Below are 16,973 nucleotides of genomic sequence, written 5' to 3' on the forward strand. Positions count from 1 at the left end.
CTGGACTTCAATGCATGGCGGTCTTCTTGTCCCGGATCAGCAGGGGAATACACGCTGGTTTTCGCCTTAAACGCCCGAACACTCTAGGTGGCCAGAGTTATTTCGGCGAGGTTGGAGGGGGTCAGCTTCAAACCCAAAATTAAACTGGCGCCGGTCAAGAATGACACGGCGCCAGATAAAATTGCGCAACCAGATTACTTGTAAGACTGGCGGCTCCCGTGAGAGTCCCACAGATCTAGATTTTCTCTGCGTCCGTCGGCGTGGGTGATGGAGATGCCCCACCACTTGCGACGCACCTCAAAGTAATGCGCTTCCGGATCATAAACCTCTGACGCGACACCAAGGGTGGCCGCGTCAAGCCGCCCAACGGACGACAATAATCCGTAAGCCGCCACAATTAAGTTGCGTCGTGACGTCTCCAGCTGCACCTGAGAATTCAAAAGTTCTTGCTCGGCATTAAGGACGTCCAAGAGCGTTCGCTGACCGACCTTCTCTTCTTCGCGCACGCCGGCCAAAGCTGTCTGGTTGGCTGTCACCTGAACTTTATCGGATTCGATCTGAGCGACGGCGGCTTGATACTGCGACCATGCCGTCACAGTGACTTCGCGCACCTGCGTGCGAACATCTTCAATGTCCTGAAGGCGGCTGACATGCGTATGCTTGGCGGCACGTACGCGTGCCGAAACCTCACCGCCCTGATAGATGGGGACGTTGATGCGGCCGGTGACCGTAGTCGTCTCGGATTCAGCAATCGAGTCGCTTGACTCAAACCGGTCCTGGTAGCGGGCTTCAAGCGTGACCGTCGGCAACAGTTCACCGCGGATCGTGTCCACGTTGTAGCTGGCAGCTTGTTCCAAGTAGAGAGCCGTGATGATCAGCGGGTTCTCGTGCTCCGCTCGCGCGATCGCCGCCTCAAGCGTCTTCGGCATTAGCCTGTAGGGAACAGTTGGCTCGCGCAGATTGCTTGGCGGCGAGCCGATGACGCGTTCATAACGTGCGCGGCTGGATTTCAGATTGGCCCGCGCCAAATCCAGGTCCGACACGGCGCCCGCACGACGCGCTTGAGCTTGCGCGACATCGGTTCTCGTGACTTCGCCAACTTCGAAACGATCCTGCGTGGCGCTTAGCTCACGGCTCAGAACGTTGACGTTGTTCTCCTGCAAACCAACGATAGCCTGGTCCCGGACCACATCCATATACGCGGTGACGCCGTCGAAAAGGACCTGGCGCTCAATTTCGCGCAGATTTTCGCGGCCAGCGCGGACGTTGGCTTCTGCCTGATTTACCAGGTTCGTGGTGCGAAACCCGTTAAACAGGTTCTGCTGAACGGATACGTCGTACCCGCGAGGCGTGCTGCGGCGGCCACTGCGTCCACCACCGACTTCATCATCGAACCGTACGCGGCTGTCCTGAACACCCAGGTCGGCATTACCTTCGACAAACGGCAAGTAGCCCGAACGTGCTTGAGGCACGCTTTCGTCCGTGGCGCGCAACCGGGCCCGCTCGGCATCGATGCGTGGGTTATAAGTATAGGCCGCTGAGAGCGCCTGATTGAGAGTTTCGGCAGTCGCCGTATCCGAAAATGCTGAACTGGCCGCTATCAGCGCCGCCATGGCGGCGGATCTGAAGAGCGCACCCAGTCGCATCTGGACAGGACTGTTCGTCATCATCGCGACTCGCTTCCGTTGTGAAATCTGGCACTGCGGCGAGACTGGTACGCTGTCTCTTGGGCATCGACGCCTACACCCAACGGCATATCCGATTCCAAGACCACACTGGATGTAGCCCCCAAGCTGTCCACATGCGATGCACCGGTTTTGCATTACCCGTGCACACACCCGACGCGCTGCCAAAGCTAGCTGCTAGTTCAATAATATCCGCTGAGTGCTCGGCAAAGCCCCGTTACTCGTTCCGAGCCCCCTCCGTTGTGCTGCGTTGCACTTCGCACACAGTTTAGGCAGAAGCCGACTAATGCATGTTTACGCTAGCGTAAGCTTTTCATCGTAGGCGGAGGGCAGAATCAACGACACGCAACGACTAGCCTAACCAACAGACTTTATTTGTTTTTTTGCCATGCCTGCAACGAGCGATAGGCCCCGCATGACTCGCGTGTGTGTTCATTCATTTTACGCGATTCTGTCCGTGCGGAAATCACGACACGCGCGCGAGTCAACGATCGTGTTTAAATCGGTCGATCACGATTTCTCGCGCCAGAAAATCTGCTGATAGCGTCCGAGGCCGGATGATTCGCGAATCACTGCGCGGCCGCCACCTTTTCGTTTGCTCATCCGCAGCCAACAAACGGGCCGAACTCTAGAGTGAAAGACGGACGCGTCCTTGACTCACAACGTGAAAACTGCGGGCTTTGCAAAACCCGGGAGAGGGGAAGCCGCTGCCTCAAAAGCTTCGCGCTCATCGAACGTCGCACCAAGGCGTCGCCACAACACAGCCCGGGAAAGTGGTCCCTTCTGATAAATTGCCACCAGTCGGCCACCGTCCTTTAGCTGATCCAAGAGGCCGAAGGGGACCTCTTCAACCTGTCCTTCCAGAACGATCGCATCGTACGGTCCTTCATCAGGGTAACCCGACGCCAATTCGCCAGAGACGACAGCCACGTTGTCATAGGACGTCTCAGACAAAAGATTCCCTGCCGTTTCTGCGAGCTCGGGATCTACTTCCAGCGCGACGACTGTCTCCGCAAGGCGCCCTAGCACAGCAGCGGAATATCCCGTGGCGCACCCAACGTCGAGAACAACGTCGCTCTCAGAGATTTCTGCGAGTTGTACGAGCCGTGCAAAGTCACGTGGCGCCATCAGGGATCGGGTCGCCCGATTCGCACCATTCGGTGGCATCGTTACAGGCACTTCGTCATCGATGTAGGCCAAAGGCTTCATTGCGGTCGGGACGAACTGCTCACGCGGGATTTCCAGCATTGCCCGAATAATGCGCCGGTCGGTCACGTCACTCGGACGGATCTGCGAATCCACCATGTTCGTGCGTTGCACAGCGGCATCTACAGAAACCATGTCATATCCTTCATCGCGTTGTGGCCTGACGCCTGTTTTGATGGGCGCCATCAGGGCCGAGCAGGCGCTGTTTGTCCGTTGCAATGGGGCGAAAATTTTACTTCGAGCCCACTTAGCAGGCCCGCGCCATCTCGCCAACGCTCCTCTTGACCGATTTTGCTTGGCCCAAGCTTGGCTGAGCTTCATGCCGCAGCGGCAAAGGGACGATTGCACAAAGATAGATCATTGTGATAATCGCTTATCTCCCGCGGTCAGGAGACCTCCAATCGCGATGCCCTTCGGGGCCGGCCGTTCGCCACCACCGGCGGTCGCAGGTACTTTGGCCACGTGGCGGAGTGGTGACGCAGCGGACTGCAAATCCGTATACGCCGGTTCGATTCCGGCCGTGGCCTCCAGCTTCTTTTGCTGGGACTTTCCTTGCCGTATCGGGCTTCTGAAGCAGGCTCGTTGCGGTTAAGGGTGCGCCATTGAGGCACATCCTTGTTTTTGCTTCTTTGGGGCTTCTAATCTCTGCGCACTTCATGCTATCAAGCGCGCTCTGATTTGGTTCCCGAATATTCCGCGGTAGCTCAGCGGTAGAGCATCCGACTGTTAATCGGACGGTCGTAGGTTCGAATCCTACCCGCGGAGCCATTCATCTGTACGTCTAACGGTGCAGCCCCTGGGTAACATCGGAGATATCGGCGACTATTTGCGTGCCTATGCCGCACGGCAGCTTTTGGTGGTCCTGACACCGCGCCTGATGCAGCTTCGTCGCCTTGTTATTGGCGAAGCCGGTCGATTTCCGGAACTGGGGCAAGCTCTTTACGAGGGTAGAGCCGCACGTGCCATCGCCGCCCTGGCGGCGGAATTCGAGCAATTTGTCGAGCGTGGTTGGCTCGTGCTCGAAGATGCGCACTCCGCTGCTACGCATTTCAATTGGCTGGTCATGGGCGAGCCCGTGAATAAGGCCATGTTGTTGGGCGACGAGGCGATCCCGAGCCCTGCAGCACTCCGTCAGCATGCCGCTGACGCGGTGAGGGTCTTTCTTGCAGCTTACGCGCCGCGCCGTCCGAAGTGACGAGTTGCATCCAGGTCAAACGCCATAATACGCTCAATGCCTCGCAATCCACTGAGCTATGTGTGGCCAATGATCGGACAGAGTTCGCGCGCCCATGAACAATCCGATGTGGCCTCCAGGCACGGTCTCCTGGACGATATCGCGCCTCGGTGTCCCAATCAGTTTTGCAGCGCCCAGGACCTGCTCGGGCGCGGTGATGTCATCCTTCTCGCCCGCTAACAGGTACACGGGGCATTTGATCTTCCGTAGATCGAGCGTCCGCCCGAGGCCCACGAACGTTCCCTTCGCAAGACGGTTTTCCATGAACAACTGCGTGATGACCTGGAGATACCAACGACCAGGCAGATCAATCGGGTTTTCATACCAACTTTCAAACGTCTCCTCCTTCTTGAGGTACGCAGGGTCGTTAATGTGTTCGTAGAGATCGATGAGATTCTCGAAATAGTGCTGCTCCGGATGCATGTTTTTCCAGCCCTGGAGCATGAACTTTCCGCGCATCAGGCCGCCACCCAGCGCGACCAATTCCTCATAGAATGAGCGTGGTGAGGCATGGACCATATGCTTCAATGGTCCTGAGCCCGCATCGGTGTCGATCGGGGCGCCTGCAAGAACAAGGGAATTCACCTTTTCGGGGAAACGTGCTGCGATCATCGCGCAGACCCAGCCCCCCTGACAAAGCCCCACGAGGTTCACGCGGCCGCCCAGATCATCGATCGCAATCACCATTTCCTCAAGATAGTTGTCGATCTCCAGGTCCTTCATATCTTCGGTCGCCGACTTCCAGTCGGTCAGAAGGACGTGGCCAAGTCCGTTGGCTAACAGCGTTTCTATAAGGCTCTGGCCGCGATGATAGTCGGCGATCACGGCGGTGTGCCCCGCGTGCGGAGCATCGACAAGCGTCGGGATTCCATCGTCGGGATTTCCGTATTCCCGCAAACGCATGGTGCGTAAATTCAACCTAGTGCAATGCGGTGTTGCGAGAACGGGACGCAGTTCGTCGTAGATTTTGATCTCTTCTTCTACAAACTTGAGGTTCTTCACATAGAGTTCGGTTCCCGCTTCGATCATCGTGGCCGCCATGTTCATAGGCCAGAACGCAGGAACGCTCATTGGGATGGGTTTTTCTACGCCTGCATGTTTTCGGGCCATTGATCCATCTCCTTCAAGACCGTGGTCCCGGTGCCGCCGCGTGCATTTCGATACGATTGAGATGTCGCGACTGGAGTGCCGAGCGGTGATCCAGCAGTCGGTAGACTGAGATTTTGATGAGACTTCCGAGCAGGAAGAACACCAACGCATACCCCCAAACCATGAGCGCAAGAGGCCAGCCGGTCGGTGCCATGAACCATCCGTAGACGACGGCGAGCGTCCCGACGATCTGCGTCGTTTCACAGGGGACGACAAGCTTCCAACTCGGCCATGGCCGTTCCCAGATCGGCCCCTTGTTGCGCGTCAGATAAATCGTCATGTGCCCGGCGACGAGCAATTTGAGAAATACGAGGGATTGAACAACGGCGGGCTCGAGCTGAAGATAATCACGCGCAATCCAGAACATGCCGAAACTACTGAACACGCCGAAGATGCCCAGCGCGGAGGCTACCGTTAAAACGCGTGTCATATCCCAACGCACCGGCTTCAAGGCAACAGGTGCGTTGTCGTAAGCGATCATCATGATGGGAAGATCGTTCAACAATGCGAGCAGCACGACCATGATCGCTGTGACGGGATAGAAGTTGAAGATCAGGATGCTGGCCGTCATGAACAGGAGAACCCGCGTCGTCTCCGCGATGCGATAGATGGCATAGCCAGTCATACGCTCGAAGATCTGGCGCGCTTCTTCAATAGCGCGGGTGATTACCGAAAGGCCCGGCGCCGTCAGCACCAAATCAGCCGCTGCTCGTGCAGCGTCCGTTGCACCGCTTACGGCAATTCCAACATCGGCCTGCTTCAGCGCAGGCGCATCGTTAACGCCGTCTCCCGTCATTCCGACGATGTGACCCGCCCCTTCCAGGACGTTCACAATTTCGAACTTGTGTTCGGGAAAAACGCGGGCAAATCCATCCGCTGCACGGATGGCAGGAAGACGATCCTGCGCGGCGCCATCACCAAAGACCTTCTCCGCCACGACGATATTTTTCCCGAGGCCCAACTCTCCCGCGATTTGGCGAGCAATCGCTTCGTGGTCTCCAGTGACCATTTTGATATCGAGCCCCATCGACTTGGTCGTGGCGATCGTACGCGCGCTGTCATCCCAAGGGGGGTCAAACATCGGAAGGAGGCCGAGGAACCGCCAGCTTCCCGTGTCGTCTTTGCGTGCTACGCCGAGTGTCCGATATCCGCGACTGGCATCTCTGTCGATTTTCTCTGTTACGTCTTTGCTCTGTCCCGCATCCAACTTACACAGATCCAGAATGACTTGGGGGGCGCCCTTCGCGACACTGAAGCGTTTTGCATCTTTCTCGACGTCAGCGCTCGCGTGTTTGATTACGGGATCGAAGGGGTGAAAGGCGAGGATGCGATAGCCTTCGAGTGAGGCGGTGGTTTCTTTCAAAGCCGCGAGGATGGCACTGTCGATCGCATCAGGCGCATCACTGCGTGAGGCCAAAGCCGCCGCCAACACGAGTTCCTCCGCCCGCACACCGTCGGCTGGCTGCACTTCACCTAGTTTCAGTTTGTTCTGGGTCAGTGTGCCTGTCTTGTCGGTGCACAGAATATCCATGCCCGCCATCTCTTCGATGGATACAAGACGCGTAACGATCGCTCGCATCCGGGCCAAGTGCTCGGCACCGACCGCCATAGTCACGGACAATACGGCAGGTAACGCAACGGGGATTGAGGCGACCGCGAGAATGAGCGCGAATTGCGCGGTTTCGATCAGCGGATCCTGGCGGAATAAAGCAGCAAGGCCGATCAATACGACCAATCCGATAGTCACTAAGATCAGAAAATTACCGATCCGCAGAACTGCGCGCTGAAAGTGCGAGACGGTCTTGGCCTCTTCAACGAGATGCGCTGTCTTGCCGAAATAGGTGTCCATTCCCGTCTCGGTAACGAGCGCTGTCATTTCTCCGAGTTTGGCAATTGAGCCTGAATATGCGACGTCGCCAGGCTTTTTGTCGACCGGCAGAGACTCTCCCGTCAGTGCCGACTGATCAACGCTGAGATAGGCACCTTCGATGAGCTTAACGTCAGCGGGGACAATACTACCGAGCGTGATCTGCACCACATCGCCAGGCACAAGCAGGCGCGCGGCAATCTCCTGCCACTGGCCGTCTCGCAGGACATGAGCCTTTGGGGCGAGCCGCTGTTTCAAAAGCGCAATGGCGTTGTCGGCCTTATATTCCTGCCAGAAGCCCACGCCCGCATTCACAAACAACATGGTGAGAATTACGGCGAAGTCAGCCCAGTGACCGACGACGGCGGAGAGAACCGCTGCAATCTCAATCATCCATGGAATAGGTCCCCAGAAGAATCCCGCTAATTTCTGAAGGAGGCTTACAGCGTGTTCTGCTAGCGCATTTTCCCCGTATTGGGCGAGACGCCGGGCTGCTTCTTCTCGGGACAAACCGGCTGCTTCCGCGCCGTTCAATTTCGATTGAAGCGGTTCGTCCGGCGACTTGGCGGAGGCAAAATCATTCCGCATGCATATCGCTTCCCGCCCTCAAAAAAGGGCCTGGGCTACACAATCAGGACAATGCGTCGCCGTCACCCCATAAAGGCAGGCGTCGGACGACACCGCCTTTCATGTAGGAGGCGACCGCGTGATATGCGATGGGACAGACCTGCGGCGGGTCGTCGTCCGTGGTCAAGGAGCCAGTGCGTTAACCGGTTGCGCAGGCGGCGCGTCTTCTGGATCGATATCACCAGCCAGTTCGCGAGCCCCGTCGCGGTCATAAATGTCGGGACGGAACTGCACTTCGCCGTTCGTTTCACCCCAAGCGGTGATGTAGACAAAGTAAACGGGTATCGGACGCGATAAGGTCAAATCCAATGGATCACCCTGGTCGAGCACTGCCTGAACGCGTTCCGGCTGTTCCCAGCCAGTCTCCTGCTGCGCGATCCAACTCACGAGATCCATGACATCCTGAACACGAACGCACCCTGCGCTATAGCTTCGGGCAGGCTGCTTGAAGAGCTGCTTCATCGGCGTGTCGTGCATGTAAACAATATGCTCGTTGGGCATATCGATCCGGACAAGACCCAACGCGTTCCAGGGGCCGGGATCCTGACGGAAAAACGTCTGGGAGAGATCGACGTTGTGCCAATCGATGGTGGCGAGATCAATCTCCGGGCCGTCGAAGCTGCCGCGGAAAGCGCGAATGTGTTCTTTCTCCAAATAATCCGGCTCACGCTGCATGCGCGGCACGAGATCGAGGCGCGCAATACTTCCAGGCACGCGCCAGTAAGGGTAGAAATTCAACCCGCGGATCGTCGATTTGATGGACGGTGTTTCGCGTCCCGGCCGTCCGGCGATTACCCGGTGCCGCTGCTGGACTTCGTGACGGTTGACGGCTTCGAGCTGATAAGCTGGCACATTTACGAGCACGTATCTATCTTCGACGCCGGAGGTCCATAGCTGCTGGATGCGGTTCAGATTAAGCCGCAGCTGATTGAGGCGCATTTCCGCGGTAACGTTGAGCGCGGCGAAGGTCGGCCGATCGACGCGGCCTCTCATGCGCAAACCGTGACGGGCCTGGAAACGCATTACCGCTTGTTCAAGCTCACCGTCGAAAGCGAAGCTGTCATAATAGCTTCCGGTCGCAGGCATATCGCCACTAGCGCGCAGACGTCGGCGCAGAGCGGGGACGCGTTCATCATCATCACCCGGGCGCATAAGCCGCGGCCCTGGGACCATCGGCCAACCGCCGTTAGCGACAATCTGTTGATACCGCTTGATGGCTTCGTGCATCGACTGGATCATCACGTCGCTCAGCCACGGCGTAGGCCCGTCGCGCAGATCGTCAAGCCGGATCGTGCTCGATTCACGTGGGCCGGCACGGGAGCGGCGATCGAGCTGCGCGCCATGGCCGATAATCGATTCCCACCACTGGCCATCCTGAGCAAAAGCACCGCGAGAGAATGGAACTAGTCCAGCCGAAGCGGCAAGTGCCGCAGCACCGCAAAGTAAGCCTCGTCGTGTCGCGCCAGACACCTTCTTGGTGCGCTCCATAGTCATCGCAAATTCCTGATGAATCCCGTGTGCCCATTGCCCGTTGCCGTCAGCTTTAATTGCCGCAGCACGTTAGCTCCGCCGCTTTTACCTAACAACTATGCCTGTGGCCAAACAAAGACGTTTGACGTTCCCGTGAAATTGCTTCTCCGACTGGCCTTGGGAGCCAGCAATATCATGCTGCCGAGACCCCGTAGAAACGACTTTCACTTTGTCGAAGTTCCGTTCAAAGCATTGCTCATTGGCGCAAATCGGGCGAGCGCTCTGTCAACCGAGATGATCCCAACCTTTACGGGTTATGCTCAATGAGTTTCCATCGTCTCCGACGACGCTGACCCCTAGCGTCGCAATTATTTCTCCAACCTCAGCAATTGATACGCCGGCGTGCCGCGCAGCCTCTGCGAACGCTCCGAGCGCATCCGGCGGTACGGCCGCCAAAATTTCATAATCATCGCCTCCGCTCAAGGCGTCCGTCAGCGATACTTTCTGGTTGTTAACCAGTTGCTGAATTGGTGCGCTCAAGGGGACCTGAGGCGCGCGCAGACATGCCCCTACTCCGCTGGCGCGGCACATGCGTTCCAGATCGAGGATCAGGCCATCCGAGATATCCATCGCGGCCGATGCATATGTGCGCAGGGCTTCGACGATGCCAAGTTTCGGCCTCGGACGCTGATAGCGGTTTTTGAGGAAATCCGCGTCGGTTCGAGAGAGATGCGCGAAGGCCTCTGATGACTGGCATACATGCAGTCCCGCCCAGGCATCTCCGATTGTTCCCGTTACGATAAGCCGGTCACCGGGTCGGGCGTTACGGCGCAACACCGCGGTTTCCTGCGGCACGCTGCCAATTGCGGTCACGGTCAGCGCCAGCCCGCTCGTTCCACGAACCGTGTCCCCGCCAGCCAAGTGGATGCTCCAGTCTGACTGCCCCTGTCGGAAGCCCTCTGCCAACCCCTCAAGCCAATCGGTAGAACCGACGGCTGGCAATGTCAGCGAGAGCATATAGGCAAGCGGATCGGCAGCTTTCGCCACGAGATCGGACACGTTCACCGCGAGAGCTTTGTAGGCTGCGTCGGATGCTTGCTGCACCGAGCCGTCGAAAAGGAAATGGACGCCCTGGACCAGCGTATCCATGGTCAAGACCAGCTGACGTCCGGACGGTGCGGAAAGAATTGCTGCGTCGTCAGTCAGCCCAAGCGCGCCGGGCAGGCCTGCCGTCAGGGGTGCGAACACCCGAGCGATCATGGCTTGCTCGGCGTCGGACTTGGAAAGCTCAGCCATTGGCCCTATCGGGAGATGGATCCGGCTCGGTATCGGCAGGCGGTTCGTTTTTATCCTGCGCAGAGGTCCGCCGCATCTCAAACTCGGAAACGCGGAGGCGGCGCGCGAGGCGATCCAACACGCCATTGGCGACTTTGGGCTCATCGTCGTCAAAGAACGCATGCGCGACTTCGATGTACTCGTTGATCACAACGCGGGCAGGAATGTCGCGTCGCTCGATCAATTCGAATGCGCCTGCACGCAAAATAGCCCGAAGCGTAGAGTCGACGCGCTTGAGCCGCCAATTCAACGCAAGCTGATGATCGATCATAGGATCGATGTCGCGCTGTCTGCGCACGACGCCGCGCACGAGTTCTGCAAAAAACGCAGCGTCGGTGGCGGGCGTCTTCGGTTCAGTCGTCTCTTCGGCTGGATTTGCTTCCGTCTCTTCGGTCGGAAAGCGGAGCGTTGTGAATTCGTGGATGACGTCGGTCACGTCGGTTCCAGCAAGGTCCATCTGGTAGAGAGCTTGCACGGCCGCCATGCGGCCAGCGCTACGGGCTGCACGGTTTGCGCTGCCGGTAGCCTTTCCTGAAGCCCGGCGAACAACTTTACGTGGCTTGACGGTCATGCCCCTTGCCCCTGGAATTCACGCGAAAGTTCAATCAATCGGAGGCAGGCTGCAGCGGCGTCGGCGCCTTTGCTGGAGCGGCCGCCCCGCGCGCGTTCCAGCGCCTGGGCTTCGTTTTCCACCGTCAGAATACCGTTGCCGACGGGCACGTTATGTTCAATCGCAATCTGCATCAGCCAGTGGTTGGCGTTGTTAATGACGACATCAAAGTGTGAGGTCTCCCCTCTTATGACGCAACCCAACGCCACGGCGCCACAATACTGAGCGCTGGCGGCGCTGCGGGGAATTAGGCCGGACGTCACGGCCTGCGCGAGAACCTGGGGAATCTCCAGCGCCCCGGGGACGATAATATGATCATAGCTTGCGCCCTGCGCCTCTAGCTCCGCGAGCGCCCCGGTAAAGAGCTCGTCGGCAATCTCCGGATAAAACCGTGCTTCAATGATGAGCACTTTAGCGCGCCAGCGCGGTGACTTGTGATCGACGGCTGGTGCATCCGGCCGCCCTGTTCTGGTTACCATGTCGGTCCACCTAGAGGTCTTGATTTCTTACAAATTTTTCGAGCGTTGAAGCTCACGAGCCAGCGCTGCTCCCGCAGCACACAAGGACATTCCGCCCATGCGTTTTCCGAAGACGGCTATTTCTTATGTCAAAAGCGAACCCTCAGTAGAATTCGCGCGTGTCGACAATAGATAGTCCGAAAGCTTCTAGTCCGACATAGATATGCGCCGGGGAGTTTGTGAGCAGCACCATATCGCTTACGCCGAGCGAGCGCAGTATTTGCGATCCCACGCCGATCTCAACTTGGCGACGGTCGTTGCGGGTATGCCCACCTTCAGATGCCGGGCGTGCCGCGATATACTCGGACACCCCCTTCGGCCGAAGATCACGGATCAATACGATAACGCCCCGGCCTTCATCCGCGACAGCGCGCATGGCAGCGGCGATCTGGGATTCGCCTGCTGTCTCGGAGCCCACGCCAAGCAGGTCCACGAACGGGCTCACAGCATGTACACGCACAAGCACGGGCTCTGAACCGGAAATGTCGCCTTTGACCAGCGCCAAGTGTTCCCCCGGCTCCACCAACGTCTCGAAGACGTGCAGTTTGAATTCTCCGCCGAACGCGCTGTTAATATCGCTCACGGCCAACGGGCGGACGATGTGATCATGCCGCAAGCGGTATGCGATCAGGTCTTCGATCGTGCCGATTTTCAGTCCGTGCTTTTGGGCAAACACCATAAGGTCCGGCAGGCGGGCCATGCTGCCGTCGTCATTCATGATCTCGCAAATTACCGCTGCGGGCAAAAGCCCCGCCAGGCGGGCTAAGTCCACGGAAGCTTCCGTATGCCCCGCACGCATCAAGACACCCCCTTCGCGCGCGGCGATCGGAAAGACATGTCCTGGAGAAACTATGTCGTCTGCACCTTTACTGGGATCAATGGCCGTCGCGATGGTCCGCGCACGGTCGGCCGCCGAGATGCCGGTGGAAATTCCTTCACGCGCCTCAATCGACTGGGTGAACGCCGTGCGGTTCCGTGAAAGGTTGGAGCGCACCATGGCCTCGAGCCGCAGCGTCTGCGCGCGTGCCCGCGTCAACGTCAAGCATATGAGGCCACGGCCATGCTTGGCCATGAAGTTTACAGCATCCGGCGTAGCCATCTGTGCGGGTATGACGAGATCGCCCTCGTTCTCCCGGTCCGGGGCATCAACCAGGATGACCATGCGGCCATTACGCATTTCCTCGATAATTTCCTCGGTCGAGGACAACCCGAGTTCGGTCTGCGGCGAGGCTGATGTTTTCGCCTGATCTATCAATTTCGAAACTCCATCATGCGCGCGACGTAACGCGCGAACACATCAACCTCAAGATTGACGTTCTCGCCTGCGCTTTTCGCTCCCCATGTGGTGGCGGTCAAGGTGTGGGGGATGACATTTACGCCGAAACGCCCACCACTTACCTCGTTAACGGTCAGAGAGGTGCCATCCAGAGCCACAGAACCTTTGGGCGCGATGTAGATTGCGAGATGCTCAGGAACCTCAAATGAGAAGCGCCGGGATACATCATCGTCCTGACAATCAATAATGCGTGCGACACCGTCGACATGGCCGGTCACGACGTGTCCCCCCATCTCATCTCCCAATGCCAGGGCACGCTCGAGATTGATCCTCCGGCCCGGCTTCCATTGGCCTACCGTCGTTTTGCTACGGGTCTCATTGGAGACATCGACGGAGAAAAGACACCCCTCAGCACGCGCTCCGATCTTCGTGACGGTGAGACAAACGCCATCGCAGGCGATCGACGCGCCGATCGCGATATCGGCGGCCGGATAAGAGGCGCTGATCTGGAAGCTGCCGTCGTTTTGGTCGGCAATTGTGCCAATGTCGGTAATGATACCGGTGAACATCGCCTCAATCCTCAATTCTTACGATACGTTAGCATTACATCGTGGCCGACGTGGTTGATCTCCGCCAATGACAGAGAAAGACCTGGGAGAAGTGCTGCAAGTTCTTCGGGCCCGGGAACTTGCCGGGGCGGCGGCAAAACTGCAAACGATGAATCCGTGGGCGGTGCGCGAAACATAATCACTTCGTCCGCGAGACCCGCCCCCGCGAAGGCCCGCCACATGGTTGGGCCCCCTTCAACGAGGAGCCGCGTGACGCCCTCTGCCACGAGTGCTTCCGCCACTGCGGGGAGCCAGGGAAGTCCACGGACGTCGTTCACTTCAATCAGCTTGGCGCCCAAATCGGATAGCTCACCCGCCACTCCAGCTTGTTCCGCAAAGAGTTTCCTGCTCCCGACAATCCACACGGGTGTCTGTTGTGCAGAACGCACCAGTCGGCTTCTGGGCGATGGAAGCTCTCGCCCTGCGAGCACAATACGAACAGGCGAACGGTCAGCCAAACCCGGAAGGCGACATGTCAGATCAGGGTCATCATCGGTGACGGTACGGGCTCCGACGAGAATTGCGTCTGCGCGCGCGCGCAAAAGATGGCCCCGCAAGCGTGCCAACTCTCCCGTTACCCACGTGGGCGCGCCGCTGTTTCCCCGGGGGACGCTCAATGCGTGGTCGACCGCCAGCTTCAACTGAACAAGCGGGCGTCGCTCCGTCACGCGTAGAATATGGCCCCGCGTTACCCAATTGGCTTCCTTGTTAAGGACCCCGCGTTCAACATTTATGCCGGCTGCGCGCAAACGCGCCGTACCGCGACCCGACACCCGCGGATCCGGGTCCTCTTGAGCGAGAACGACGCGCGAGAGGCCGGCGGCAATGACGGCGTCCGCGCACGGTGGCGTTCTTCCGACATGGGAGCAGGGCTCCAACGTCACGTACATCGTCTTGCCGCGCGCGCACTCACCCGCCTGCCCGATAGCTATAGGCTCGGCGTGTGGACGCCCGCCTGGGGCCGTGGCCGCCACCGATATGATCGTTTGTGTCGTCTCGTCGGCAATGACTGCACCAACAGTCGGATTCGGCGCCGTCGTGCCCAGCGCACGGCGCGCGGCGCTCAAAGCAAGCGACATCATCTGACGATCGAAGGCAGTCGTGGTGGTAATCGGACTATTCCAGTTTCAGCCGCAGGCCCACATGCGGCGGTTCACGATGAGGATTGTGAGCAGGCGGACATTTGAGCCCGACTAAGCCGGCGAATGCCGCCAGCACAGATTTGTGTCCCAGGGGATAATCCGCGCAAGCCGTACTCTGAACGTCCGAAACGCTCTTTTACACCCCTTAGCCCCGCTTACCAACGACTGCGATATCCACGATGCGCTCAGGCTTCGCCGGAGAGTTCGGAGGTTCAGATATGCCCGCTGCCTGCTCGCGCGGTGGGATTGCATCGCCAGCAATCTCGCCGAGAACGCCCGCGAAATCCGCAGCCTCGCGGAAATCGCGGTACACGGAGGCAAACCGGACATAGGCAACGGGGTCTAATCCGCGCAGCGCGTCCATTACAAGCTGACCGATCATGGCGGAATCGATTTCGGTCTCACCGCTCGCCTCAAGTTGGCGAACAATGCCGGACACCATCCGCTCAATGCGCTCCGTATCGATGGGCCGCTTGCGCAGCGCGACCTGCACGGAGTTCATCAGCTTATCGCGGTCGAACGGGACTTTGCGCCCGGAACGCTTCGTCACGATGAGTTCGCGCAGCTGCACGCGCTCAAACGTCGTAAAGCGGCCGCCACAGTCCGGGCAGACGCGACGCCGGCGGATCGCGGAATTTTCCTCCGTCGGCCGGCTGTCCTTTACCTGCGAATCTTCGCAAGCGCAGTAGGGGCAGCGCATAGGTCTCTCTTCTCCGCAAAAGCTAAAGGCGCCGCGCAGGTCGTTGGCCCGCGCGACGCCTCTATCTTATAGCCCGTTACCGATGCTCCGGTTAAGGCTCAATTCTGGCTGTAGATGGGAAAACGTTTGCAAAGCGCAATCGCTTCCGCCTTGATCTTCTCTTCCACAGCTGCATTGCCGTTTTCGCCATTCTTCGCGAGGCCATCTAGCACTTCGGCGATCATACGGCCGATGTCACGGAACTCAGCGACGCCGAAGCCGCGTGTCGTGCCAGCAGGCGCGCCGAGACGGATACCCGAAGTCACCATCGGCTTCTCGGGGTCGAACGGCACACCGTTCTTGTTGCAGGTGATATGCGCACGGCCCATCGCCTTTTCCGAGATGTCGCCGGTCACCTTCTTCGGACGCAGGTCCACCAGGATGAGGTGGGAATCGGTGCCGCCCGAAACCAGCGCAAAGCCGTTTTCAACGAGGACTTCGCCCATGGCCTTGGCGTTATCGATGACGTTCTTGATATAGACTTTATAGTCCGGCTGCAGAGCTTCACCGAAAGCAACAGCCTTAGCGGCGATGACGTGCATCAGCGGGCCGCCCTGAATGCCAGGGAAGATCGCCGAGTTGAACTTCTTCGACAGGGCTTCGTCGTTGGTCAGGATCATGCCACCGCGCGGGCCGCGCAGGGTCTTGTGGGTCGTCGTGGTGACGGCGTGCGCGTGCGGGAACGGGCTCGGATAGAGACCGGCGGCAACAAGGCCAGCGAAGTGGGCCATGTCGACCATGAAGTAAGCGCCAACTTCATCGGCGATCTGACGGAACGTCGCGAAGTCGATCTTGCGCGGATAAGCGGAACCGCCTGCGATGATCAGCTTCGGTTTGTGCTTCTGCGCGAGCTCACGAACCTCATTGAAGTCGATCAGGTGCTTTTCGCGGTCGACGCCGTAGTGGACGGCATTGAACCACTTGCCCGACTGGTTGACCGTGGCACCGTGGGTCAAGTGACCACCGGCGGCCAGACTCAAACCAAGGATCGTGTCGCCTGGCGCAAGCAGTGCGTTGAAAACGCCCTGGTTTGCCTGGCTGCCCGAATTCGGCTGAACGTTGGCGAAGCCACAGCCGAAGATCTTCTTGGCGCGATCAATCGCCAGCTGTTCAGCGATATCGACGAACTGGCAGCCGCCATAGTAGCGGCGGCCGGGATAGCCTTCGGCGTACTTGTTTGTCAGAACGCTTCCTGCTGCCTCAAGAACAGCCTTCGACACGATGTTTTCAGAGGCGATCAGCTCAATCTCGTGCTGCTGACGGTCAAGCTCTTTCGCGATCGCGTCGGCAATCTCCGGGTCGCGCTCAGCGAGTGACTGAGTAAAGAAGTTATTGGTGTCTGCGCCCGCTGCGGCCGTGGCTGTCGACATGAAGCTGTCCTCGTGCTTGCAAAAAGTTGCGGCGTTTCAAAGAAAAAAGGCTGGTTCGCCGCAAGAACCCCGGCATCTCCAGCGTTGGTTGATCGTATGCCCTACCATAGTCGAATACGGTGGAACAAGATGTCGGA

Annotated in this window: 14 protein-coding genes and 2 tRNA genes; 3 read left to right on the forward strand and 13 right to left on the reverse strand. The window is 58.6% G+C overall.

Annotated features, from left to right (window positions below):
- Nucleotides 1-194 precede the first annotated feature (194 nt).
- Nucleotides 195-1,670 carry a TolC family outer membrane protein gene (locus tag K5845_RS09905; protein WP_076605345.1) on the reverse strand — a complete coding sequence of 492 codons (1,476 nt, stop codon included), beginning with the start codon at nucleotides 1,668-1,670 and terminating at the stop codon, nucleotides 195-197.
- Nucleotides 1,671-2,342: 672 nt separating this feature from the next.
- A complete protein-coding gene (locus K5845_RS09910) occupies nucleotides 2,343-3,026 on the reverse strand; it encodes a protein-L-isoaspartate O-methyltransferase family protein (protein ID WP_090229405.1) in 684 nt (227 codons plus the stop codon).
- 321 nt (nucleotides 3,027-3,347) lie between these two features.
- Between K5845_RS09910 and K5845_RS09915 the strand changes: the two genes are divergently transcribed.
- The 3 genes from K5845_RS09915 to K5845_RS09925 all read left to right on the forward strand — a co-directional run bounded on the left by K5845_RS09915 (nucleotide 3,348) and on the right by K5845_RS09925 (nucleotide 4,086).
- A tRNA-Cys gene (locus K5845_RS09915) sits at nucleotides 3,348-3,421 on the forward strand.
- A gap of 163 nt (nucleotides 3,422-3,584) precedes the next feature.
- Nucleotides 3,585-3,659, forward strand: a tRNA-Asn gene (locus tag K5845_RS09920).
- Between the two features lie 19 nt (nucleotides 3,660-3,678).
- Nucleotides 3,679-4,086 (forward strand): TetR/AcrR family transcriptional regulator C-terminal domain-containing protein, encoded by a 408-nt coding sequence (locus K5845_RS09925; RefSeq protein WP_287958906.1) that lies wholly within the window; start codon nucleotides 3,679-3,681, stop codon nucleotides 4,084-4,086.
- Between the two features lie 33 nt (nucleotides 4,087-4,119).
- On the opposite strand, the gene K5845_RS09930 is transcribed toward K5845_RS09925, so the two are convergent.
- The 11 genes from K5845_RS09930 to glyA form a co-directional block, all read right to left on the reverse strand.
- Nucleotides 4,120-5,235 carry an alpha/beta fold hydrolase gene (locus K5845_RS09930; RefSeq protein WP_287958907.1) on the reverse strand — a complete coding sequence of 372 codons (1,116 nt, stop codon included), beginning with the start codon at nucleotides 5,233-5,235 and terminating at the stop codon, nucleotides 4,120-4,122.
- Between the two features lie 13 nt (nucleotides 5,236-5,248).
- Complete coding sequence (locus K5845_RS09935) at nucleotides 5,249-7,729, reverse strand: plasma-membrane proton-efflux P-type ATPase (RefSeq protein ID WP_287958908.1); 2,481 nt, start codon at nucleotides 7,727-7,729, stop codon at nucleotides 5,249-5,251.
- Nucleotides 7,730-7,891: 162 nt separating this feature from the next.
- A complete protein-coding gene (locus tag K5845_RS09940) occupies nucleotides 7,892-9,262 on the reverse strand; it encodes a L,D-transpeptidase family protein (protein WP_287958909.1) in 1,371 nt (456 codons plus the stop codon).
- Between the two features lie 261 nt (nucleotides 9,263-9,523).
- On the reverse strand, nucleotides 9,524-10,534 hold the full coding sequence (thiL, locus tag K5845_RS09945) for a thiamine-phosphate kinase (protein WP_287958910.1): 1,011 nt from the start codon (nucleotides 10,532-10,534) through the stop codon (nucleotides 9,524-9,526).
- Complete coding sequence (gene nusB, locus K5845_RS09950; protein ID WP_287958911.1) at nucleotides 10,527-11,144, reverse strand: transcription antitermination factor NusB; 618 nt, start codon at nucleotides 11,142-11,144, stop codon at nucleotides 10,527-10,529. Before nusB ends, thiL begins: the two co-directional genes overlap by 8 nt.
- Nucleotides 11,141-11,662 carry a 6,7-dimethyl-8-ribityllumazine synthase gene (gene ribH, locus K5845_RS09955; RefSeq protein WP_046479137.1) on the reverse strand — a complete coding sequence of 174 codons (522 nt, stop codon included), beginning with the start codon at nucleotides 11,660-11,662 and terminating at the stop codon, nucleotides 11,141-11,143. The genes nusB and ribH overlap by 4 nt, the downstream gene beginning before the upstream one ends.
- Nucleotides 11,663-11,804: 142 nt before the next feature.
- Nucleotides 11,805-12,956: a 3,4-dihydroxy-2-butanone-4-phosphate synthase gene (gene ribB, locus K5845_RS09960; RefSeq protein ID WP_425284163.1), complete on the reverse strand. Its 1,152-nt coding sequence runs from the start codon at nucleotides 12,954-12,956 to the stop codon at nucleotides 11,805-11,807.
- Nucleotides 12,953-13,546 carry a riboflavin synthase gene (locus K5845_RS09965; RefSeq protein WP_046479138.1) on the reverse strand — a complete coding sequence of 198 codons (594 nt, stop codon included), beginning with the start codon at nucleotides 13,544-13,546 and terminating at the stop codon, nucleotides 12,953-12,955. Before K5845_RS09965 ends, ribB begins: the two co-directional genes overlap by 4 nt.
- Before the next feature lie 11 nt (nucleotides 13,547-13,557).
- The gene (gene ribD, locus K5845_RS09970; RefSeq protein ID WP_210184029.1) at nucleotides 13,558-14,667 is read right to left on the reverse strand and encodes a bifunctional diaminohydroxyphosphoribosylaminopyrimidine deaminase/5-amino-6-(5-phosphoribosylamino)uracil reductase RibD; all 1,110 of its coding nucleotides are present in this window, start codon (nucleotides 14,665-14,667) and stop codon (nucleotides 13,558-13,560) included.
- Between the two features lie 205 nt (nucleotides 14,668-14,872).
- Nucleotides 14,873-15,427 carry a transcriptional regulator NrdR gene (gene nrdR / locus K5845_RS09975; protein WP_082101116.1) on the reverse strand — a complete coding sequence of 185 codons (555 nt, stop codon included), beginning with the start codon at nucleotides 15,425-15,427 and terminating at the stop codon, nucleotides 14,873-14,875.
- A gap of 98 nt (nucleotides 15,428-15,525) precedes the next feature.
- Nucleotides 15,526-16,836 carry a serine hydroxymethyltransferase gene (gene glyA, locus K5845_RS09980; RefSeq protein WP_046479140.1) on the reverse strand — a complete coding sequence of 437 codons (1,311 nt, stop codon included), beginning with the start codon at nucleotides 16,834-16,836 and terminating at the stop codon, nucleotides 15,526-15,528.
- Nucleotides 16,837-16,973: the final 137 nt, after the last annotated feature.

This window comes from Filomicrobium sp., from assembly GCF_025698805.1.
Classification (GTDB): domain Bacteria; phylum Pseudomonadota; class Alphaproteobacteria; order Rhizobiales; family Hyphomicrobiaceae; genus Filomicrobium; species Filomicrobium insigne.